This window comes from Sphaerospermopsis kisseleviana CS-549 (assembly GCF_028329225.1).
In the GTDB taxonomy this organism is placed as follows: domain Bacteria; phylum Cyanobacteriota; class Cyanobacteriia; order Cyanobacteriales; family Nostocaceae; genus Sphaerospermopsis; species Sphaerospermopsis kisseleviana.
Genome location: NZ_JAQMTI010000322.1, coordinates 1 through 21,574 on the forward strand (window position 1 = coordinate 1; position 21,574 = coordinate 21,574).

Consider the following 21,574-nt stretch of genomic DNA (forward strand, 5'->3'; position numbering starts at 1 on the left):
CGCTGCGATTAATTTAAAACAAGAAGCGGTCAGATTGATCGTGTTAGCCTGTGGACTAGATAGTGCCGACACTGCTAGGGTGAAACAGGAAGAAAAAGCCAACTTTTGTTAGCATTAGTTAGCTTTTTTGTATCGGCAGAATCAACCACAAAGCAACGAAGGACACGAAGGAAAGAGGGTTTGAGAGATATTTTGCGTAAGTCCTAATAGTTAAGCGTCAAACCTTTGCTATTTCAGATGTGTCACCTGTGGTTTGCAGCAATGCGGGTACGGCCTCTTCATCAAATATGGCTAAGTCGAACCAGAAAGTAGTACCTACACCAACTTCACTGACTAAATGTACTTGACTATGATGTCTTTCCATGATGTTTCTGACAATTGATAAACCTAAACCTGTACCTTCCAGGGTGTGAACTCGATTTTCCACCCGGAAGAAGCGGTCAAATATTGCCTGTTGGTCTTCTGGGGCGATACCTATACCTGTATCACTAATTTCAATCCTGACTAGGGGATGCTTTTGTTCTGATATGGGAGGCTTTAGCTGGTAGGCGCGAATGGCTACTTGACCACCTGCGGGAGTGAATTTGAGCGCATTACCGATTAAATTACCAAAAACTTGCAGTAATAAATCATAATTACCCATTACTAGCGGTAAATTCGGGGCTACTTCCTGAACCAGTTCAATTCCTTTATCTTTGGCGTTGAGTTGGTAAGTGCGTAAGGTCTGCTCTAATGCTTGTGCTAAATCAACACCATCAAAGTTGTAAGTGCGACCGGATTCTAGTTTTGATAAATCTAATACATCGTTGACTAAGCGGGTAAGTCTGTCGGTTTCATGATTTACAGTTGCGAGAAATTCGCGGCGGTCTTCTGCTCCTAAGTCTTCACCGTAGTCATGGAGTGTTTCTATATAGGTCTTGATATTAAATAATGGTGTGCGTAGTTCGTGAGAAATATTGCTGATAAATTGACTTTTGGCTTCATTCAGTTCTACTTCACGGGTGATATCTTGCACTGTAATGGCGATACCTTTAATACTTTCTCGTTGCAGGTTCAGGACTGTGGTTAAAAGAATACGGATAGTGCGTTTGGTGGGTTGGTTGAGGGGGATGCGGAACTCAGCACTTTCACATTCACCGGCTGCCATTTCGTACAAGGTGCGGGTAATTTCCATTTGTACGCTTTGGGGTAAGTTATGCAGTACATTCTTACCTACCACATCAACCCCTTCCCAGGCAAAAATGCGTCGTGCTGTGGGGTTGACTAAAATTACCTGCATATTGTTGTCAATTAATACTGCACCATCGGCAATGGTGGAAACCAAGGTTTCTAATTTGGCTTTTTCGGCGGTTAATTCTTCTATGTTTTGTTCTTCGTAGCGTTCTAGACGCTCTGCCATTTCATTAAAGCTGAAAATAAGCTCTCCTAGTTCCCCTCCCAGTGGTAGGTCAATTCGCTGTTTAAAATTCCCGGCGGCAATTTGTTTAACGCCTACTAATAGTTCTTTAATTGGTTTTGTAATGGTTAAAGCGTTAATTACTCCTGCTAAAATAACCATCACCCAAATTGTGATAAATACAGCGATGGTGACATCACGGGTAAAGTTGGAGGAAATGACTACTGTGGGGTTGGGGTTGATGCCAATGGCCAACACGCCTAAATATTTTTGATCCTCTATTAAAGGAATAAATACATCTGTGACTAAACCATCTGGGGTGTTATGTTGGCGTACCATTGGCTGGTCATCGTCACCAGGATAATCTTCTGGTAGTTGTATTTTTCGTTTGATGGTGAGGGAGTTTTCTACTTCGGTTTCCCAAAAAGGAATGCCAAAAAAGATTTTCCCGGTTTCATCAGAGTAAAGCATATATCTGACGCTAGATGTACTGCTGTAGAAACGTTGGGAAAATTGGGCTACCTCTGTGAGATTGTTTTCCGCGATGAGTGGGGCAACGTTGGAAGCTAGTAGTAGTCCCAGGTCACGACCAAAGCGGGTATCGTTAAGACGTGCATCTTGTTGAATGGTGTTGACTGCCCAAAAAGTTAGGCCACTCATGAATAAGGAAACAACTAGGGTGGCGACTGCTAGAAGTTTGGTTTGGAGGGTAAATTCATACCACCAATGGCTAATGACGTTGCGGATTGTTGTGAAAAAAGCCAGCATCTTAAATATATTTATATATATAGGACTCCTATTTGATTTTTGAACAGAACTCAGTACATGGTTCGGCTTCGCTCACCATAAATACTGACAGCCTTCTTTCCTGTTCCCTGTTCCCTGTTCCCTGTTCCCTGTTCCCTGTTCCCTGTTCCCTGCCTCCACGAAAAATTCATGAATCAAATCGGATCACTATAGCTGTTAGTAGTTGTGTGTTTTCTGTCTCAACCATTTAAAAATTAACAGTTAATTCAAAAAAGGTGTTAGGGAGAAATGGGGAAGATGGAATGGTGGGGAGGTGGAAAACCTACTAACCTGCTAAATTACAGTCTATTTTATCTGAATGAGGTACACAAAGGCGGGCAGGATGCCCACCCCACAAGATTTATTATATTAAAATGTTAATATGTGTACTTCATTTACCTGCAAAGTGCTGTATCACTTTGTTTTCAAGACACGATGACCGATATCTCGACGGTAGTACATTCCTGAAAATTGAATGTGTTTGATTCCAGTGTAAGCTTGGGCGATCGCTTGCTGAAAATTTTCTCCCATTCCAGTAATATTTAAGACTCTACCACCGTCTGTAACGATTTGCTGGTCTGAGTTCAGCTTTGTGCCGGCATGAAATACTATTGCACCTACTGTTTCTGCTGCTTCAATACCAGTGATCACTTGGCCTGTCTCATAATCTCCAGGATAACCACCTGAAGCAGCAACTACTGTAGCTGCTGCACCTGGTTTCCAAGTTAGAGGTGGCATTTCTCCTAAACGCTGCTGGATACAAGCTAAGATTAAATCTTCTAAGGGTGTATCTAGCAAAGGTAAAATGACTTGAGTTTCTGGATCACCAAAGCGACAGTTAAATTCTAAAACGCTAAAGTCGCCATTGTCTGCAACCATTAAACCAGCGTACAAAACTCCCCGGTAGTCAATACCTCTATTTCTTAAAGCTGTGATGGTTCTTTCTAAAACTTCTGTTTGCACACGCCCCATTAATTCCGGTGTGGCGATGGGTGTAGGCGTATACACTCCCATACCTCCGGTATTTTCTCCGGTGTCGCCTTCTCCTATGCGTTTATGATCTTGAGCAGGTAACAAGGGGCGAATGGTTAACCCGTCTGTTAATGCTAAAACTGAAACTTCTTGACCTAATAAGCATTCTTCAATGACAACAAAATTACCTGCACTGCCAAACTGTCCTTGAAAAATAGCATCTATAGCGGTTTCTGCTTGTTCAACGGTTTGGGCTACTATGACACCTTTACCAGCAGCTAAACCATCAGCTTTAATGACAATTGGCACTCCCTCTGCTTGTACATAAGCTTTTGCTGCTGCTGCTTCTTGAAAAACTGCCGCTTTAGCCGTGGGAACTCCTGCCTCTTGCATTAAAGCTTTAGCCCAGGCTTTACTAGCTTCTATTTGCGCTCCGGCTTTGTTTGGACCAAATACCATCAGTCCTTTACTTTGCAGATAGTCTGTAATACCCTTTGCTAAAGGTACTTCTGGACCAACCACTACTAAAGAAATGCCCTTTTCCAGAGCAAATTTGCCTATGCCTTCAAAGTCATTTACCGCTAAAGGCAAATTTTGGCAACGTTCCATTGTTGCAGTACCGCCATTCCCAGGTACACAGACAACTTGCTCAATTTTGTCTGATTGTAGCAGTTTCCACGCTAGAGCGTGTTCACGTCCCCCATTACCGACAACTAAAACTTTCACTTATTTCCTCGTGCGTTCCTGTCAAAGTGCGAATGCCACAAAGTTACTCGCAGATTAATTTTTTCACTAATTATCCTAATAATCAAGGTCTGAACGGGCAAGGGGAAACTAGGAACACTTAATTTAGTAAGTCAAATTCATCACGATTTACTAAAATTGTCAACAAACTATAAAGTTTTGTGGTTTTTAGTAAAAAGAAAATGTCTAGTTAAAAAATTAGCACAACTTAGCATAACTTATTAACAGTTAGAATGACGTTGATAAAAAAAAATCATAAACATTTCAAAACATGAGGAACATGACTAAAATTATCGTTACTGGGGCTGCTGGGTTTATAGGTTCTCACTTGGTCAATACCTTATTGCAACAGGGAGAACAAGTAATTGGCATTGATGAATTTAATGATTATTATGATCCACAGTTAAAGCGAAAAAATATTGCCACCTTTGAAAATTCACCGAATTTTACTTTAGTTGAAGGGGATATTCAATTTTTAGATTTGCCAAAACTTTTTCAAGATGTGGAAATAGTATATCATCAGGCAGCACAAGCTGGGGTGAGAAATTCCTGGGGTCAGGGTTTTCGGGCTTATACGGAACGGAATATTAACACTACACAGGTTTTGTTGGAAGCTGCTAAGGATGCTTGCCGGTTGAAAAGGTTAGTATTTGCCTCAACATCCAGTGTATATGGTGATGCGGAAACTTTACCAACTCATGAGGAAATTGCACCTAAACCGGTTTCACCCTATGGTATCACTAAGTTAGCTGCTGAAAGGTTGTGTGGACTATATCATAAAAATTTTGGTGTGCCTTTTGTTTCTTTGCGGTATTTTACGGTTTATGGTCCAAGACAAAGACCAGATATGGCATTTCATAAGTTTTTTAAAGGGGTTTTGCAGGATGAGGCTATTCCTGTCTATGCTGATGGACAGCAAACGCGAGATTTTACATTTGTCAGTGATGCGGTTGCTGCTAACTTAGCTGCTGCTACTGCACCAGAAGCGGTGGGAGAAATTTTTAACATTGGTGGTGGTAGTAGGGTGGTTTTAACTGAAGTTTTGGATACGATGGAAGAAATTGTTGGTAAGCCTCTTAAACGCAATCATATTGAAAAGGCTATGGGTGATGCGCGTCATACTGCTGCTGATGTTTCTAAGGCGCGAAAAATTCTTGGTTATCGGCCACAGGTTTCTTTGAGGGAGGGTTTAGCAAAAGAATGGGAGTGGGTTAAGTCTTTGTATTTGTAGTTGTTGATCCCCCCAACCACCCTTAAAAAGGGGGGCTTTTAATTTTTAATTTTTAATTTTTAATTTTCATTATTCCCATTGTTGAAATTTCTCGATGCTATTGCGAAGTAAAGAAGTAATTTGAGTGCGTCGGGTTTCAAAGTTGGCTGCTATATAAATTAAAAGAATGCCTACTAATAAGCCAATTATCCATTTTAAGAAGGAGTAACTGAGGCTGAAAATTACTAATTGATAAATGCTGGTAATGATAAAAGTTGCTGTACCAACATACAGGAAGGCACGTATTTTTAAAGCTAGTCCGGCAAAGATAGCAATAAGGCTAAAAATACCGGGTATGTAAGGTAAATTTTGATAAAATAATATTGTCCATCCACAAATTAAGCTACTACCAATTGTTCTGATTAAATGACGTATTAGTTTAAATTCTTGTGGTTTTAATTGTGGGTCTATTTGGGCAATATATAATATTGATAAGCTGATGGGTGTGATATACCATAAGCTATCTGTGAAGTTTAATTGAATAAACCATTTAAATAATGCCCAATTAATTAAAATTACACTAATGTAGGTAAAGCGAATTTGTCTGGTTGTTGTAGACAGAAAGATATAGTATAAAGCAGCAATAATTAAGGTCAGGGGATAAATTTGCTGTTGGGTAATTCCGATGATGATTAATGGTAGAATGTATGATGTACGTTGCCACGGTGTTTTTGACCAACCTAATTTTTCCCAAGGTGTAATGTAGAGGAAGTAGGCAAAGATGCAAGCTAAAGCACCGTTCCAAGGTGTTAACTGTTGAGTTAAAAAGCTACCTATGGGTAAATTTTGTAGATAAATACCTGTTATCCCTGCTGTTAATAAACCTAGATAAACCCAAATTTCATCTTTACTGATATTACTAACAGTTTGTACAGGTTGATGGAAATTATTTCTTCTTCCTTGCCATATTCCATAGCGGGTTAAAAATAGTCCTGTTCCTATAGCTGGATAAAGGTTAATTTCTGTGGGAACTGTGACAGCAGCTAATAATAAAATGCTACTCCAAAACCAATGTAAATGGGCAATATTTTTTAATTCTCCTGGTGTGAGACAAAAATAATTTATTAACCAAGGGGAAAGGATACGGTAAGCATACATGATGCTAGTTCCTAACGCTGACATAGCTATTAAACCATCTCTTAATGCACCTCCTGTAGCTTCAGACATTTGATAAAATAGCAGTTCATAAGCAGAAATTGATATCCCAATAATGCCAAAATAAAGTAATGGTTTAAATTCTTCTCTTCTCCTTCCTACACCAACTAAAATTAAGGCTATCCCTAAACTATATAAACCTGTCCAGTCGGTAAAGGTGTTGAACCTTAATAAAACACTAAATGCACCATAAATTATGGGTAAAATATGGAAACTTTGAGGTATAGTTTGATATTGTGCTTGATATTTTCTGCGCCACAATTCACCGAATAGTTGAGTTATTAAACCCAAGGCAATATTAGCAATTCCTATTTTAATAATTGATGGTTCACCAAAACCTAAAATTTCCGCCACTAACAATTCTAAACACCAACCAATGCTATAAAATGCCCAGTTTGTTAATTGTTGATAAGTACGATAAATAATGGCAGTTAAAGTTATTGATGTAGCCAATAAATAGAAAATTTCGGCATTGCTATTTACCGTATACACAAGGAATGAATGTAAGGTAATTCCTATTAATTCTATGGTAGATAGTGCAATAGCCCATTTATCACTTGCTGCTGCGTAAATAAGGGTTAATTCGGTATTTTTTATTAAAAGTATGGTACGTCCTAACCATAAAGTAAAGATAGCAAAACCACCAACCAAAAACCAAACTGATAAAGCTAAATTTGGTATATTCCACAATAATGCAGCAATAAAACTCAGTCCAAAACCGATGGTTAAAGCAGCAGTTTCTTGTTTTATTAAATAGCGGGTATTGACAAACAACACACTTGCACTTACACCCAAACTAATTAATCTTGTTTCTGTTAAAGGTAGGGTTAAAAATTGGGCAGCAATGACAGATAAAATACTCAAAAAAGTATTAAAAGTGCGATGTTGTTCATCATGAGTGAGAATAGCTAAACCTGTAAGTGCTAAAGGTGTAATTAACCAAATAACTCCCCAATTGTGATCAGATAATAATTGTACATTTACCAACAATAAAGAAAAACTCAAGGTAGCAAGTGCTAAACCAATATACCAAGCACTACGTTTCCAAATTCCTGCACCGAGACTAAATACCCATTCTGCAACCATGACAGTTAACAAAATTGTTGCCCAAATTTCTTTACTCAAATTTGGTGATAACCAATTGATAGCAGAAAAAACAGCCAACAAACCTGTAACATGAGTTAAATACAGTAAATGGGGAAGAGACGCATAGCGTTTAGTAACGATAGCTAAAGTAATGGCAGACAATAAAAGATTGAGTGTTAATAAGGTAGAATTTAGTAAAGCGAACATTGTTAAGCAAACCCCTAATAATAGGGTTAGCTGTTTACCAAAAACTGCTAATTCTTCTTTTTGTTCATGATGCAATTTTTCTGTGAGAATTAACATCAATATTAAATAAGGGAATAAAGCAATACTCAATAATGCTAAAGGTTGATTTTGAGAATTAGTCAGATAAGTTGCTGTATTAATGATAAATTGCTGTAATGTTTCTGGTACTATCCGCCAACTTAACCAGCTTGTTTGTAAACCAATCAAGAAAATAGCTGTGAAATCAATTTTTGAGTTATGAATTTGTAAACGCTGACTAAAAACCCATAAACTTAAACTACTGATAATTATTGCTTGTTGTGGTTGAGTGAACACTGAAACTAACCAACCTAAAAATAATAAAATTCCCCCTATTTTTTGCCAAATAGCAGCAACAGAGGGGGCAGATTTAATATTTTTAGCTGATAACCAAACCGCTAACAAACCACAAATACTAATTGCTAAACCTAACTGCGTGACATTAACACCAGCAACAAAAATGGCTCGAAATAATAATCCTAATAAACCATAAATAATGACTACAAAATAAATTCCTACTCCCCAGCTATCATCCTGTGTGTCGATATTTTCTCTTGGTTGTTTGAGTTTTTGATAAACTGTAATTAAGGTTGTACATACTATTGCTATATAAACAGCAGTTAGGGGAAAACCTGATATTTTCCAACCCCAATGTAAATAACTTAAACTGAGAATATTCAAAAATGGTAACTTCCCTGATGGAAAATTACTAATAATTGTGCGATTTTTAGCAAGTAAAACTGTAATGGTTGATAGAAATAAAGAAGCAATAGCTAATACTAACCAGTTAATAGGATTATTCCATAAATTAAAGCTATCCATTGCCCAAAAATTAACAGGCACTAATAACCAAGTGACAATTAATAATGTCTGTGCTGTCAATTTTAAATTATCTTGTTTACCTGCCCAAAAAGTAAAACCACCAAATGTTAAAGTATAAGCTAATAAAACTCCATATTGTCCAATAGCGGGAAATTTTTCCCATTGACTTGCTGCTAAAACACCAGAGGATAAAACGACTAAAAACACTCCTAAAAATAATAACCATCTCACACTTAATTCTTCACCTAATGATTGCAGCATCGCAGTGATAAAATTAGGTTGAGGTGGTGTTTGTGGTTTTGGGGTTGAGGTGGCAATTAATGGTTTTGATGTGGTAGTCTTTGTCAATACTGCTTGTGTTTGATATTCTAATTGTGGTTGTAATTGTGGTTGTAATTGTGGTTGTAATTGTGGTTGTAAAACTACAGCACAAACTAGATAAGTTTGACATATTTGCCTAACTTTGGCATCAGATATTAAACCTAGACGCAACCAAATATCTAAACCTTCTAATAACTGAGGATGGGAACTAGGTATTCTCAGTTCAACTGTTAGTAGAGGATCACGGGATGATGACATAAGTTTCAACCGTATCAGTAGATACTTATATTTTGATTGTATTGTTACAATATTTTGGTGTTTGTTGTGCCAGTTCTCAGAATATCTTACGCAAAGCCGCAAAAACACAAAGAAAAGTTAAGTTTTATCGCTAAAAGTACAAGGTATGTTGTAGCCATTTGCTAAAACTGTCACTTTAGAGGTTTAATTATTGCTGCTGGAGTAAGTTCTGTGTGTGTTTTGTGTGGGGGATGGTTAATGTTTATATCCTTCCCCTCTAAAAATAAAAATTAATCTGTACCAGCTTTCTGTTCTTGATACAATTGTTTAAACAAAGCTTGTTGTTTTTTATGATCTACAATGGGTGCAGGATAACCAACTGCACGACGTTCTAAGGGTGTAATATTTCCACTTATTAAATATTCTGTATCTACAGATTTCAATTCTCTCACCCATTGTCTGATATATTCACCATCAGCATCAAATTTCTGTGCTTGACTAGCTGGGTTAAAAATTCTTAATGGTTTGGGGTCCATTCCACTTGACGCACTCCATTGCCAACCACCATTATTAGCAGATAAGTCACCGTCGATGAGTTTCTGCATAAAATATTTTTCTCCCCATTGCGGGTTTATAATTAAATCTTTGGTTAAAAAACTGGCTACTATCATTCTACATCTATTGTGCATCCAGCCTGTTTCATTTAATTGTCGCATGGCTGCATCAACTATGGGATAACCTGTTTTTCCTTCACACCAAGCTTGAAAATGTTTTTCGTTATTTCGCCAATGAAAGTTTTTAAAAACTTCTCTATATGCACCTTCAGCTAATTCTGGAAAATGGTACATGGCGTGTTGATAAAATTCCCGCCAAGCTAATTCTTTTTGCCAAGCGATAATATTATTAGTGAATTCTTCACTGTTACTATTTGCTAATAATTCTGCGGTTTTATGCCAAATTTTTCTTACTCCTATCACACCAAATTTTAAGGCTGGACTTAATAAAGATGTACCTTCAATAGCAGGATAATTTCTTTGTTCATCATATTCATTAATCACAAACTTGGTAAATTTGTCTAATTTTTTATGTGCTGCTGTTTCTCCTGGTGCAATTATTAATTCCCTATCCCAAATAAAACCTAAATCTTTCGCTGATGGTAAATTAATTGTGCCTGTTTTTTTAGCTATTTCCTGTTCTGCATCTGTTAAATTTTCGCAGTTTTCTAAAGTTGCAACTGGGTTATTTTTAGGTTTGCTACTCCAATTTTTCCAGAAGGGAGTATAAACTGTGTAAGGAGTTTTTGAACCACTAAAAATCTCATCGGGTGAATGTAATAATTGATCCCAATTTTTCTCTAGAGTCTGAATACTTTTTTCTTTAAGTGCCAAAATTACACTTTTATCCCGTGTTTGTGCGTAGGGTTCTACATCCCAATTCCAAAAAACTGCTTTTGCTTTCAAAGCTTCAGCTAATTTGGGAATGGCTGTTACTGGATTATCTTGTAAAATTAATAACTGACTACCTGCTTGAAGATATCGTTGTTGCAATGCTTGTAAACAACCAATCATGTAACTAACTCTAGCAGATGCAACATCATCCTGTTGCAAAATGTCAGGATCTACACAAAAAACACCTACTACCTTTGCAGTTTGTTTTCTAGCTGCTGCTAGTCCTGTATTATCGGAAATACGTAAGTCTCGACGATGCCAAAATAAAATCAGGTCAGACATTTGTTGACAATGGTTACAATATAGTTTATTTGTACTATGATACTACTAATGGTATTATTTAGCATCATGCAAGTGATTAATTTTTATGTAAGGACTGATAATAAAGCAGAGTTTTCACGTCATTCTTGATAATTTATAAAAAAACTTACTGTTATGGATTTCTGCTACAAATAAATATTCTGACTCCTGACTCCTGTACGGGCGAAGCATTCGGAAAATAGCCTTTTCATAAAATTGATAATTTGTCGACCGAATGCTTCGCCCCTACGACTCTTTGAACTCCTGAACTCCTGATTTTATAAAGTATCGTTAAAAACACCTAATTATCGATCGGCAATAGTGGCTATTTGAGACAATTTTCAGTAAACTGTTGTTAATAGAGAATTTAGTATTTTATCATGGCAATTTTATTACTGGAAGACGGAACAACGGAAAGTGATTTAAGTGCGATCGCTCATGAGTTAGAACCTCTAGGTATTAAACTCAGACATTATGATCCGGGGACATCTTTACTTTTTCCAGAACTGATGGAACAAGAAACCGTTACAGATGTCGAAAAGCGTCATATTGTAGGACTTCATAACAGCGTGTTTGAGTTTTTTCAGCAAGAAAATGGTTATTTGTGGAGTGATTTACTCAATATACATCCTGGTTCGCCAAATTTGGAAACTTGGATGGCTACTTATGGACGTTATCACACCCATAATGCTGCAGAAGCTATTTATTTGTTAGCAGGAGAAATAATTTATGGTTTTGTGAAACCTGATCGCACTCAAGTACAACTGTTAATTACATCACAAGACTATTTACACATTCCCGCCGGAGTAGAACATTGGTGTAGTTTCTCAGCATCTTTACATTTTAAGGTAATACGCTATTTCACAACTGTCGAGGGTTGGGTGCCAATTTACACAGGTACTCATCAACAGTTTAAAATTTAGCTTTTGAGAAAGTGCATCTACCAATAATCTACTTTCGGCGAGTCTGGGTAAAATAGATTCGCTTTAATTTTTTAATTTTTTGGGAAAAACCGATTATTTACTACAGGAAAGTTAAAGCTTGTCCGCGAATTTCCGTATTTACCTTTCCTTGATCATAAACAATTTCACCACCGACAATAGTTGTCACAGGCCACCCTGTCAAATTCCAACCTTCAAAGGAATTCCAACCACATTTACTTAAAACTTCTTCCCGCTTTACTGGTTTGTAGGTATTTAAATCTACTAAAACTAAATCCGCATCGTATCCAGGGGTAATTTCTCCCTTGTTGGGAATACCATAAGCGGTAGCTACTGCTTTAGACATCCAGTTCACAACTTGGGAAACAGTACATTTTCCAGCCATTGCTGAGGTTAACATTAAAGGTAGAGAGGTTTCCACACCTGGCATACCGGAAGGAGTATTCGGGTAAGTTTGACCTTTTTCTTCTAAAGTATGTGGTGCATGGTCAGTAGCGATAAAATCAATCACACCATCTCGTAAAGCTTGCCAAAGAACTTCATTATCATGGGGCGATCGCAACGGTGGGTTCATCTGTGCTAATGTGCCAATAGTTTGATAAGCACTGGTATTTAATAACAAATGTTGTGGAGTCACTTCCGCTGTCACCCAACTCGGTTTATCTTCACGCAGTAACTCCGCTTCTTCAGCAGTTGACATATGTAGAATATGTAACCGTCGTTGATATTTCTTAGAAAGCTTCAATGCTAATTGTGTCGCATTCAAAGCAGCTTGATTATCTTGAATTTGGGAATGAATAGCCGGATCATGAATACCAGCAAACTCTTGACGACGTTGGTTAATTCTCGCTTGATCCTCTGCATGAACAGCAATTAAACGACTACCATGAGCAAAAATCTGCTCTAGTACAGTTTCCTGGTCAACCAGTAATTGACCGTGCATAGACCCCATAAAAATCTTAATACCCGGAGTGGGTTGGGCAGAAACTAATTCTGTTAAATTATCGCCCGTTGCGCCAATAAAAAAGCCATAATTAACTAAGCACTTATTGGCAGCCCTTTGTAGTTTATCATCTAAGGCTGACTGGCTGGTTGTCAAAGGTCTTGTATTCGGCATTTCCAGAAAAGAGGTGACACCGCCTCTAGCACAAGCACAACTAGCAGTAAACAAGTCCTCCTTGTATTCCAAACCGGGTTCGCGGAAATGTACTTGCGGATCAATGACTCCCGGCAACAAAGTTAAACCTTGTGCGTCTATTTCTTGAGTTGGTGTGGCATAAGAGATTTCTGACGCTACCTCGACTATTTTACCGCCTTGGGTCAGCACATCCCCAATTATAAACTCACCATTGGGTAGAATTACGCGTGCTTGGCGAATCAGTAAACTTTTAGCAGATGACATAAATTTAATCAGTTATCAGTTCACAGTTAACAGTTATCAGTTTTATCTTCTCCTATATGTTAAAAGAAAATTAATTTCTACTCAGTCACAAACTTCTAGCAACCCATATCAACATCTATTAGGAAAAATCACTTGTCTAGTTAAAATATTAAAATAACAATAACATCACAGTCTCTCTCATCAGTTCAGTGCTTGTCTGTTACCCTAAATTTCAGTAATTTCATGCAAAATCAAGTGTCTGATAAAAACTCTAGCCAACAACCTGATAATTCCTGGATCGTCGAGCTAGGCAAAACTGTTATATTGAGCGTCTTTCTAGCTTTGGGGATTCGCACCCTAGTCGCTGAAGCGCGTTGGATTCCTACAGGGTCAATGGAACCGACGCTGCACGGTGTACAAGACCAATGGAAGGCTGATAAGATTATTGTCGATAAGGTGACATATAAATTTGCTAACCCACAGCGAGGGGATATAGTTGTATTTTCACCCACAGATGAACTCAAAAGAGAACAATACCATGATGCCTTTATTAAACGCATTATAGGTTTACCAGGAGAAAAAATAGAACTTAAAGACGGCAAAGTATATATTAATAAAAAATATCTGCCAGAAGAACAATATTTATTTACCTCATCCCGTACTGTTGTGGATGTTTGTGCATCAGGATCGCAACCTCCTTTCTTAGCGAAACCGCAAACCATACCAACTGATTCATACTTAGTGTTAGGTGACAATCGTGGTAGTAGTTATGATGGACGCTGTTGGGGTTTAGTACCACGGGAAAATATTATTGGTCGTGCTGTGATTCGTTTTTGGCCTCTGAATAAAATTGGCGGTCTTGATAAGTCTCCTTTGTATCCATCTCAAAATTAAGAAGGCAGGAGGCAGGAGGCAGGAGGCAAATATTTCTCCCCTACTCCCCTACTCCCCATCTGCTGATCAAAAAATTGGATTTTTTCCTGATCGGGGGCTGCAATTTTGATGGCAAAAAAAGCATAATAGAAGGGTGACCAAACTCTTAGCCCCTTTACAATCCCTAAAACAAGGTAACTGGTTTAAGCTGATTTGTGGAGCCAGTTTCCAACATCTACCGGCGGTCAGAAGTTTAACTTTAGCCTATACTTTGGCGGGTGCTGACTGCATAGATGTGGCTGCTGATCCGGCTGTAATTAATGCCGCTCAGGAAGCTTTACTGGTTGCTAAAACTCTTGTTAAAGATGCTCAAGCGAGAGGCTTTAATTTTTCAGGCCATTTACCCTTGTTAATGGTCAGCCTTAACGATGGAGAAGATCCCCATTTTAGAAAAGCCCAATTTAATCCTATTTATTGTCCACAAGATTGCCCTAGACCCTGTGAAAAGATTTGTCCAGCCCAAGCTATAGTTTTTAACAATCAAAAAGATAGCTTTTCAGGAATTATTGCCGAAAAATGTTATGGCTGTGGGCGTTGCATTCCTGTTTGTCCTTATGAGATAATTGATACAGCATCATATCTGTCAACGCCGGGAGCGATTGCACCATTGATCATGTCAACGGGAATAGATGCCATAGAAATTCATACAAAAGTAGGGCGTTTGGCAGAGTTTCAGCGTTTGTGGGAGGCGATCGCTCCTTGGGCAGATCAATTAAAGTTATTAGCTATCAGTTGCAATGATGGTGATGGTTTAATTGATTACCTACAAACAATTTATGATCTAATTTCACCCCGTACCCAAACCTTGATTTGGCAAACAGACGGGCGCTCTATGAGTGGTGATATCGGTAATGGTACTACCATAGCAGCCATAAAATTAGGACAAAAAGTTTTGGCAGCAAATCTACCGGGATATGTGCAGTTAGCTGGGGGTACTAATAGCTACACAGTTCCTAAATTAAAGGCTATGGGACTTTTAAACGATTTTAGATTGCCGATTTTAGATTTTGGATTAGAAAATGACAATCCAAAATCCAAAATTCAAAATCCAAAATCCAAAATTGCTGGTGTAGCCTATGGTAGCTATGCTCGTGTGTTGCTGTCATCAGTTATTGACAAGTTGGAAAATCAGGAGGTGAGTTCCACTGGTGTTAAGGCAAGTCTGCGCCTTGAGGATGAACCGGAATTACTTTGGCAAGCTGTAAAACTTGCTGATTCTCTCGTTTCTCAGATTAAGTCACAGTAAGAGCGTTAAATTGCTCATTCGTTATCTCTAAAAACGTCACCACCATAGAAAGCATGACGATTACAGAAGACCTGCAAAAGTTACTGGACATTTTACCCCAAGACCTGCAACAGCAACTAGATAACCATCCTAAAAGAGATCATTTAGTTGAAGTGGTTTTGGATCTAGGTCGTCGCCCAGAAGCTCGCTTTCCTCATGCTGCTGAGTATCTGAGCGAATCCCCTGTCACTCAAGCACAAATAGATGATTGTATTCAACGAGTCGGAACCTTTGGTGGAGATAATCGGGCGGGTATTGAGCAAACTTTACATCGGATCAGTGCTATCCGCAACCGCAATGGTAAAATTATTGGCTTGACTTGTCGTGTGGGTCGGGCGGTATTTGGTACTATTGGCATGATCCGCGATTTGGTAGAAACTGGTAAATCAATTCTCATGCTTGGTCGTCCCGGTGTAGGTAAAACTACTGCTTTGCGGGAAATTGCCCGTGTGTTGGCAGATGAATTGAATAAACGAGTGGTGATAATTGACACCTCAAATGAAATTGCCGGGGATGGTGATGTTGCTCACCCAGCTATTGGTCGCGCTCGGCGGATGCAGGTAGCAAAACCAGAATTACAGCATCAGGTGATGATTGAGGCAGTGGAAAACCATATGCCAGAAGTGATTGTCATTGATGAAATTGGTACAGAATTGGAAGCTTTAGCTGCCCGTACAATTGCGGAGAGAGGTGTACAATTAGTGGGGACTGCCCACGGAAACCAAATTGAAAACTTGATCAAAAACCCCACCCTTTCTGATTTGGTAGGGGGTATTCAAGCGGTGACGCTAGGAGATGACGAAGCGAGAAGACGCGGTTCACAAAAAACGGTGTTGGAACGCAAAGCGCCTCCCACCTTTGAAATTGCTGTGGAAATGTTGGAGAGACAACGCTGGGTAGTACACGAAAGCGTGTCTGATACCGTTGATACTCTATTAAGAGGTCGTCAAGCTAACCCACAAACGCGCACTGTGGACGACAAGGGTAAGGTGTCTATTACTAGACAGTTATCTGTGGTTAATGGTCGCGGTGGTCATTTAGCTAGTGAGGATGAATCTTTTCCCGCAGTTAAACAAGTTAATGGCTGGCGTGCTTCTGGTCAAATGGTAGCTTTACCTCCTTTGTCTGTGGAAAGGGAACGGGTAACGGGACGCAGCGAGTTTGACCGCTTGTTAGATGAGTCTTTGAATTATGGTGAAAGTATTGATTTCGGTCATACTAAATCACCAGGTCCCAATGGGGAAGATTTGCCTTTGCACGTTTACCCCTATGGAGTGAGTCGTCACCAGTTGGAACAGGTGATTGGGGTGTTAAGTTTGCCTGTGGTCTTGACAAAAGACATAGATAGTGCTGATGCGATTCTGGCGTTGCGATCGCACGTCAAAAATCACGCGAAATTAAGGCAAATGGCTAAGGCGCGTCATGTCCCTATTCATGTGATTAAGTCCAGCACTATTCCCCAGATTACTCGCGGTTTACGGCGTTTGTTGAACATTGACGAGCCGGAAATTACCGATGATCAGGAATTACAATTGTTTTTGCACAGTGGTAGTGATGACGAAATAGACGCATTAGAAGAAGCAAGATTAGCGGTTGAACAAATTGTCATTCCTAAAGGTCAGCCAGTGGAGTTGTTACCCCGTTCTGCTCAGGTGCGGAAAATGCAGCATGAGTTGGTGGAACATTATCGGCTTAAATCTCATAGTTTTGGTGAAGAACCAAATCGCAGATTAAGGATTTATCCAGCTTAATTTCACCTTTAACCCCCTTTCTGATGTGGAGAGGGGGCTAATAATGACATCAAATCATCCAAAATCAGAAAATCAAAGATTTACGAGTAGCAAATAAATGAATCATCAAACTACCTTTAAAGAAATTGCTTCTCAAGTGCAATTATTTCAGAGTATAGAACAGAAAGAAAGATTTATATTTGTGCTTGGTGCTTTAACATCTCGGTTAATTAGTTTACATAAAGCAGCCGAAATTATGGAAATGGATACAGAAATATTTTTGAAAATTTTAGAATTAATGGGAATAGATTTTTCATATCTTACCGTTGACGATATTGCTATAGAAAAAAACTGGTAAAGATCATGAAAATAGTTTTTAACTCTTCTCCTTTGATTTTTTTATCTCGGTTAGATTTCCTTGATTTATTTCTGACTATGGAAGCTGAATTTTTATTACCAGAAAGTGTTAAAGAAGAAATCAGTGCTAAACAAGATCAATCATCCATACATATTAATAAACTAATCAGCGAAAATAAATTAACAGTACAAAAAGTACAATTAGTTTCTCTAGCTAATCGTTTAAATGAGTTCTTAGGAATAGGAGAATCTGAAGCTATTACTTTAGGGGTAGAATTACAACCAGATTATATTATTTTAGATGACTTTGCTGCTAGAAAAGAAGCAATAAGATTAGGATTAAACATTAAAGGAACTTTAGCAATAATTCGTAAATTACAACTAGATGGTAAAATTAATATTTCGGATTTAGATATATTGTACCAAAAAATCAGGGATGTTAATTTTAGAATCAAGCGAGAAATTTTTGATAGTATTTTTGAGTATTGATACATGAATGATGCTCAATCTTTACAGTAATTTATCACATATTCCCGAAAAACGGGAGACAATGAAAACATGACTTTATCTTCTTTAATTTTCACCACTAAATACCGTTGTTGTAAAGATTGTACACCATTATTAAAATCAACAGAAGATAAATTTAATTTTTGTGTTAACCTTTGTCTTAATTCTTCTCTGGAAATCGGTTTTTCAATTTTACTCAGTTGTAATACTATTTGTTGTTCTATCGGTGATAAACGGTTAAATGTCTCTTGAAAATGAGACTGCATTTGTTGGGTAATATGTAATATATTCTCTGCTAAAAAATCGGCAACTTCACCATCATAATTTTTATTGATTAAGACGGTAATAGTTTTTAAAAACATCAAATTACCTTGGTATAAGGTAATAAGATTTAACCAACTATCCTGATTTGTTAATCCTGTATTTTGGAGGATTTCAGGATGATATAAACCTGAGAGTTCTAAAGATTTGATGGGATATAATTCTGGATCTAAAGATTCCATTTCTGGACATTGTTCTTGACTAATTACAATAATATTACCTTGATGTTGGGTTTCTGTAATTATTTTGAATAGGGTTTGATAATCTTGATATTCTGGTTGATATTTTCCCGCAAGTTCACCAGGTGTAAAGATATTTTGGATGTCATCAAGGATGATTAAACATTTGTTGTTGGTGAGAATATCAAGTAATTGTTTTATTTTATCGTCTAAGGTTTCTTTAGGTTGTTGTTCACAGGTGTTGAATAAGTCGTTAAGAAGTTGGGTTAAGGGTTTAGGGTATTTGAGGGTTTTCCAGATAATGATTTCAAATTTATCGAGGTTTAAATCTAGGAATCTTTTTACTAGGGTGGTTTTACCTATTCCTGATGTTCCTAAGATGGAGGTTAAGCGGGTGTTTTGGTTTAGTATCCATCGTGTGAGGGTTTGCAGTTCGGTTTCTCGGTTGTGAAATTTGATTATTTGGGGTGATAGGGTGAGATCATGGTAAATTGATTTAGGTTGATTATTTATATTAGTTTCTTGATTTTGTTTATTAGGATGAGTTAGTGTTTGTGGATAATAAAAATTATTATTACTACCATTTATATTATAAATATTAGAATTGTCAGATGATTTAATATATCCTCTTTCTAATGTAGAACGGAAATTAGTTTTTTTAATATCTTCATTCAATGCTTTAGATAAAAGTTGCCATAATTCCGCACCTACATCACCTATATGATTTTTAGTAACATTGTGTTTTTGTGCAATATCATCATAGGTTTGTCTTTCCCATGTTCCTGCAATGACAGCAGTTTGAATATCATCTAGATGCTTTCCAGTTTTATCAAAGACTATCTGATCAACAAATTTTACAACTTCGTTTACAGTCATAAAAGCTATACATAGTATGGTTTTTAACCATTATAGCTAAATGTGATCCCATTTTTTCCGATCTTTTCCGGTTTTTTTCTTAATATTGTGTAATGCAAATACCCATCAGATCCAAACTTTTCCTATAGCCAGTTAAATCTTAATTGAGTTATTTGTGATACACACATTTATTTTTGCAAAAAATGACCTTATCAAAGTTTTTAACTACTTTAGGTATAACAACAACTTTAGCGGTATCTTCAATAGTTGGTTTATCTAACACAAAACAAGTTCAAGCTCAAGCTAAGAGTCCTTATCTAATTCTGGCAAATACTAATATAGCTAGTTTGGTAATATCCAGTACAGACGATATTCGGGGCTGGAGTTGGAATGGCACTACTGCTTCGTATATAGCTGTTAATGCGGATGGGGGTAACACTCTTTATGTTCGTTCTTTCGATGGTCAAAAATTTGGATCTGTAAGATCAAGTCAAAGCATATCTAGTACAGACGATATTCGGGGTTGGAGTTGGAATGGTACTACCGCTTCCTATGTGGTTACTAATGCGGATGGAGGTAGCACTCTTTATATTCGACCTTTCAATGGTCAAAAATTTGGACCTGTAAGATCAAGTCAAAGCATATCTAGTACAGACGATATTCGGGGTTGGAGTTGGAATGGCACAACGGCTTCCTATGTGGCTACTAATGCGGATGGAGGTAGCACTCTTTATATTCGACCTTTCAATGGTCAAACACTCTAACATACAAGGTTGAGTTTCGTTTCTCAACCCAACTCTGATATAAAATTTTCATAAAATGAGCGATCGCTGTTTGATGTAGGCATAGAGAGCGATCGCTTTTTTTAATTTTATGCTAACATTAAATTAAATCTAAATTTAGTGCAGAGTCACCAACCATGATTAATCTCAGTCAAGATATTCAATCCCTCTCAACCTTCAAACGCAATACCAATGAACTAATTAATCAGATGAAAGAAACCGGAAATCCTCTGATTTTAACAGTTAATGGTAAAGCAGAATTAGTAGTACAAGATGCCGCATCTTATCAAAAAATCCTCGATTATATCAAACAATTAGAAACAATAATTGAGACTAAAAAAGAATTAGAACCCACAAAAAGTAACAACCAAAAAGCACTTGAATTATTAAAAATGTGGGAACAAGAAGGAGATGAACAAGAACAAACAGAAACTTTACAGTATTTATCTCAATCTTTAGAACAAGATCATTTTTCTAATCGTTCCCTATTTTCATCATTATCATAATGCCAAGATTAATTATCCTTGATTCAGGAGTTTTAGGAATTATTACCAACCCCAAATCAACATCTATAGAAGCTCAAAAATGTAAAATATGGTATGCTGACCTTTTAGAAAAAGGTGAAAATATTGCCTTACCAGAAATTGCTAATTATGAAGTGAGAAGAGAATTAATTAGAGCTAACAAAATCAATGGTTTAAAAAGATTAGAACAGTTACAATCAGTATTAATTTATCTTCCTATTACAACTGAGGTAATACTTTTAGCCGCACAATTTTGGGCAGAAGTGAGACAAACAGGAAAAGCAACTGCTGATCCTAAATCTCTTGATGGTGACGTAATTTTAGCAGCACAAGCGAAAATTGCCGAACTAAATGGAAATCAAGTTATTATTGCTACTACAAATGTGAAACATTTATCATTATTTGTAGATGCTCGTGAATGGAATGATATTGAATAAACAGTTTTAGCTTATCGTATCCCTTACGGGAGTCGAAGACATAGGTATCACTTTTTTTAGGGATAATAAAAGAGCGTTAGCGGTAGCTTACTGAAGGTATCGCTTTTTTGATGTATGTAGTAGTAGGTTGGGTTGAAGTAACGAAACCCAACACATATATTAACTTTTAATCAGTTAACCTATTTCATCACAACATAGGTAAGGGTTTAGCATTGCTAAACCCCTACAAATGGTTTTTGTAAATAAATTGCAGATGCAAATAATTCGCTATTTCTAATTGAACTGGAGTAAAACACCAATTTCCCTAGACAAAGAACTAGAACAAATTACAGCTACCTCTAACACAGAAAAACGCTATGCTGATAAATTATATCAAGTGTGGTTACTAGATAACACAGAGATTTGGATATTAATTCACATCGAAGTACAAAGTCAATACGATGAAGAATTTTCCCAAAGAATGTATATCTATAACTACCGATCCTTTGATTTATACCATAAACCAGTAGTTAGTTTAGCCATATTAGGAGATGAAAGCAAA

At 37.4% G+C, this 21,574-nt stretch carries 16 protein-coding genes and 1 pseudogene; 11 read left to right on the forward strand and 6 right to left on the reverse strand.

Annotation, left to right across the window (positions count from 1 at the left end; translation table 11 throughout):
* Positions 1-217: 217 nt before the first annotated feature.
* Both nblS and purD read right to left on the reverse strand, forming a co-directional pair.
* Positions 218-2,164: a two-component system sensor histidine kinase NblS gene (nblS, locus tag PN497_RS24960; protein ID WP_096567564.1), complete on the reverse strand. Its 1,947-nt coding sequence runs from the start codon at positions 2,162-2,164 to the stop codon at positions 218-220.
* A gap of 432 nt (positions 2,165-2,596) precedes the next feature.
* Positions 2,597-3,880, reverse strand: a complete 1,284-nt coding sequence (purD, locus tag PN497_RS24965; RefSeq protein ID WP_096567562.1) for a phosphoribosylamine--glycine ligase — start codon at positions 3,878-3,880, stop codon at positions 2,597-2,599.
* 298 nt (positions 3,881-4,178) lie between these two features.
* On the opposite strand from purD, the gene PN497_RS24970 reads away from it, so the two are divergent.
* Positions 4,179-5,129 (forward strand): NAD-dependent epimerase/dehydratase family protein, encoded by a 951-nt coding sequence (locus tag PN497_RS24970; protein ID WP_096567560.1) that lies wholly within the window; start codon positions 4,179-4,181, stop codon positions 5,127-5,129.
* A 69-nt stretch (positions 5,130-5,198) separates the two neighbouring features.
* Here the strand turns inward: PN497_RS24970 and PN497_RS24975 are convergent, their stop codons facing one another.
* Positions 5,199-9,074, reverse strand: a complete 3,876-nt coding sequence (locus PN497_RS24975; protein ID WP_096567558.1) for a DUF2157 domain-containing protein — start codon at positions 9,072-9,074, stop codon at positions 5,199-5,201.
* A gap of 269 nt (positions 9,075-9,343) precedes the next feature.
* Complete coding sequence (locus PN497_RS24980) at positions 9,344-10,783, reverse strand: cryptochrome/photolyase family protein (protein ID WP_096567557.1); 1,440 nt, start codon at positions 10,781-10,783, stop codon at positions 9,344-9,346.
* A 398-nt stretch (positions 10,784-11,181) separates the two neighbouring features.
* Here PN497_RS24980 and PN497_RS24985 point away from each other — a divergent pair, with 398 nt between their 5' ends.
* The gene (locus PN497_RS24985) at positions 11,182-11,724 is read left to right on the forward strand and encodes an acireductone dioxygenase (protein ID WP_096567555.1); all 543 of its coding nucleotides are present in this window, start codon (positions 11,182-11,184) and stop codon (positions 11,722-11,724) included.
* A gap of 100 nt (positions 11,725-11,824) precedes the next feature.
* Here PN497_RS24985 and PN497_RS24990 read toward each other — a convergent pair whose 3' ends face one another.
* Positions 11,825-13,144, reverse strand: a complete 1,320-nt coding sequence (locus tag PN497_RS24990; RefSeq protein WP_096567553.1) for a dihydroorotase — start codon at positions 13,142-13,144, stop codon at positions 11,825-11,827.
* Between the two features lie 222 nt (positions 13,145-13,366).
* Between PN497_RS24990 and lepB the strand changes: the two genes are divergently transcribed.
* The 5 genes from lepB to PN497_RS25015 all read left to right on the forward strand — a co-directional run bounded on the left by lepB (position 13,367) and on the right by PN497_RS25015 (position 17,917).
* The gene (gene lepB / locus PN497_RS24995; protein WP_096567551.1) at positions 13,367-14,017 is read left to right on the forward strand and encodes a signal peptidase I; all 651 of its coding nucleotides are present in this window, start codon (positions 13,367-13,369) and stop codon (positions 14,015-14,017) included.
* 133 nt (positions 14,018-14,150) lie between these two features.
* Positions 14,151-15,302: a circadian clock protein LdpA gene (gene ldpA, locus PN497_RS25000; RefSeq protein ID WP_096567549.1), complete on the forward strand. Its 1,152-nt coding sequence runs from the start codon at positions 14,151-14,153 to the stop codon at positions 15,300-15,302.
* 53 nt (positions 15,303-15,355) lie between these two features.
* On the forward strand, positions 15,356-17,092 hold the full coding sequence (locus PN497_RS25005) for a R3H domain-containing nucleic acid-binding protein (RefSeq protein ID WP_096567547.1): 1,737 nt from the start codon (positions 15,356-15,358) through the stop codon (positions 17,090-17,092).
* A 97-nt stretch (positions 17,093-17,189) separates the two neighbouring features.
* Positions 17,190-17,429: a hypothetical protein gene (locus PN497_RS25010; RefSeq protein WP_096567545.1), complete on the forward strand. Its 240-nt coding sequence runs from the start codon at positions 17,190-17,192 to the stop codon at positions 17,427-17,429.
* 5 nt (positions 17,430-17,434) lie between these two features.
* Complete coding sequence (locus PN497_RS25015) at positions 17,435-17,917, forward strand: DUF3368 domain-containing protein (RefSeq protein ID WP_096567544.1); 483 nt, start codon at positions 17,435-17,437, stop codon at positions 17,915-17,917.
* A 14-nt stretch (positions 17,918-17,931) separates the two neighbouring features.
* Here PN497_RS25015 and PN497_RS25020 read toward each other — a convergent pair whose 3' ends face one another.
* Positions 17,932-19,311 (reverse strand): AAA family ATPase, encoded by a 1,380-nt coding sequence (locus PN497_RS25020; protein WP_096567542.1) that lies wholly within the window; start codon positions 19,309-19,311, stop codon positions 17,932-17,934.
* Positions 19,312-19,493: 182 nt separating this feature from the next.
* Here PN497_RS25020 and PN497_RS25025 point away from each other — a divergent pair, with 182 nt between their 5' ends.
* From PN497_RS25025 to PN497_RS25040, 4 genes and pseudogenes are all read left to right on the forward strand, one after another.
* Complete coding sequence (locus PN497_RS25025) at positions 19,494-20,054, forward strand: hypothetical protein (protein ID WP_272111028.1); 561 nt, start codon at positions 19,494-19,496, stop codon at positions 20,052-20,054.
* A 155-nt stretch (positions 20,055-20,209) separates the two neighbouring features.
* On the forward strand, positions 20,210-20,578 hold the full coding sequence (locus PN497_RS25030) for a type II toxin-antitoxin system prevent-host-death family antitoxin (protein ID WP_096567538.1): 369 nt from the start codon (positions 20,210-20,212) through the stop codon (positions 20,576-20,578).
* Positions 20,578-21,033, forward strand: a complete 456-nt coding sequence (locus PN497_RS25035; RefSeq protein WP_096567536.1) for a type II toxin-antitoxin system VapC family toxin — start codon at positions 20,578-20,580, stop codon at positions 21,031-21,033. The genes PN497_RS25030 and PN497_RS25035 overlap by 1 nt, the downstream gene beginning before the upstream one ends.
* A gap of 277 nt (positions 21,034-21,310) precedes the next feature.
* A pseudogene (locus PN497_RS25040) lies at positions 21,311-21,574 on the forward strand (hypothetical protein); the annotation flags it as partial.

What these genes read in the sequence shown, in the direction of transcription:
- PN497_RS25030 (WP_096567538.1), top strand. Translation starts at nt 20,210, where the DNA reads ATGATTAATCTCAGTCAAGATATTCAATCCCTCTCAACCTTCAAACGC.
- lepB (WP_096567551.1), top strand. Translation starts at nt 13,367, where the DNA reads ATGCAAAATCAAGTGTCTGATAAAAACTCTAGCCAACAACCTGATAAT.
- nblS (WP_096567564.1), bottom strand. Translation starts at nt 2,164, where the DNA reads ATGCTGGCTTTTTTCACAACAATCCGCAACGTCATTAGCCATTGGTGG.
- PN497_RS25010 (WP_096567545.1), top strand. Translation starts at nt 17,190, where the DNA reads ATGAATCATCAAACTACCTTTAAAGAAATTGCTTCTCAAGTGCAATTA.
- PN497_RS25025 (WP_272111028.1), top strand. Translation starts at nt 19,494, where the DNA reads ATGACCTTATCAAAGTTTTTAACTACTTTAGGTATAACAACAACTTTA.
- PN497_RS24980 (WP_096567557.1), bottom strand. Translation starts at nt 10,783, where the DNA reads ATGTCTGACCTGATTTTATTTTGGCATCGTCGAGACTTACGTATTTCC.
- PN497_RS24975 (WP_096567558.1), bottom strand. Translation starts at nt 9,074, where the DNA reads ATGTCATCATCCCGTGATCCTCTACTAACAGTTGAACTGAGAATACCT.
- PN497_RS25005 (WP_096567547.1), top strand. Translation starts at nt 15,356, where the DNA reads ATGACGATTACAGAAGACCTGCAAAAGTTACTGGACATTTTACCCCAA.
- PN497_RS24985 (WP_096567555.1), top strand. Translation starts at nt 11,182, where the DNA reads ATGGCAATTTTATTACTGGAAGACGGAACAACGGAAAGTGATTTAAGT.
- PN497_RS24970 (WP_096567560.1), top strand. Translation starts at nt 4,179, where the DNA reads ATGACTAAAATTATCGTTACTGGGGCTGCTGGGTTTATAGGTTCTCAC.
- PN497_RS24990 (WP_096567553.1), bottom strand. Translation starts at nt 13,144, where the DNA reads ATGTCATCTGCTAAAAGTTTACTGATTCGCCAAGCACGCGTAATTCTA.
- PN497_RS25020 (WP_096567542.1), bottom strand. Translation starts at nt 19,311, where the DNA reads ATGACTGTAAACGAAGTTGTAAAATTTGTTGATCAGATAGTCTTTGAT.
- PN497_RS25035 (WP_096567536.1), top strand. Translation starts at nt 20,578, where the DNA reads ATGCCAAGATTAATTATCCTTGATTCAGGAGTTTTAGGAATTATTACC.
- PN497_RS25015 (WP_096567544.1), top strand. Translation starts at nt 17,435, where the DNA reads ATGAAAATAGTTTTTAACTCTTCTCCTTTGATTTTTTTATCTCGGTTA.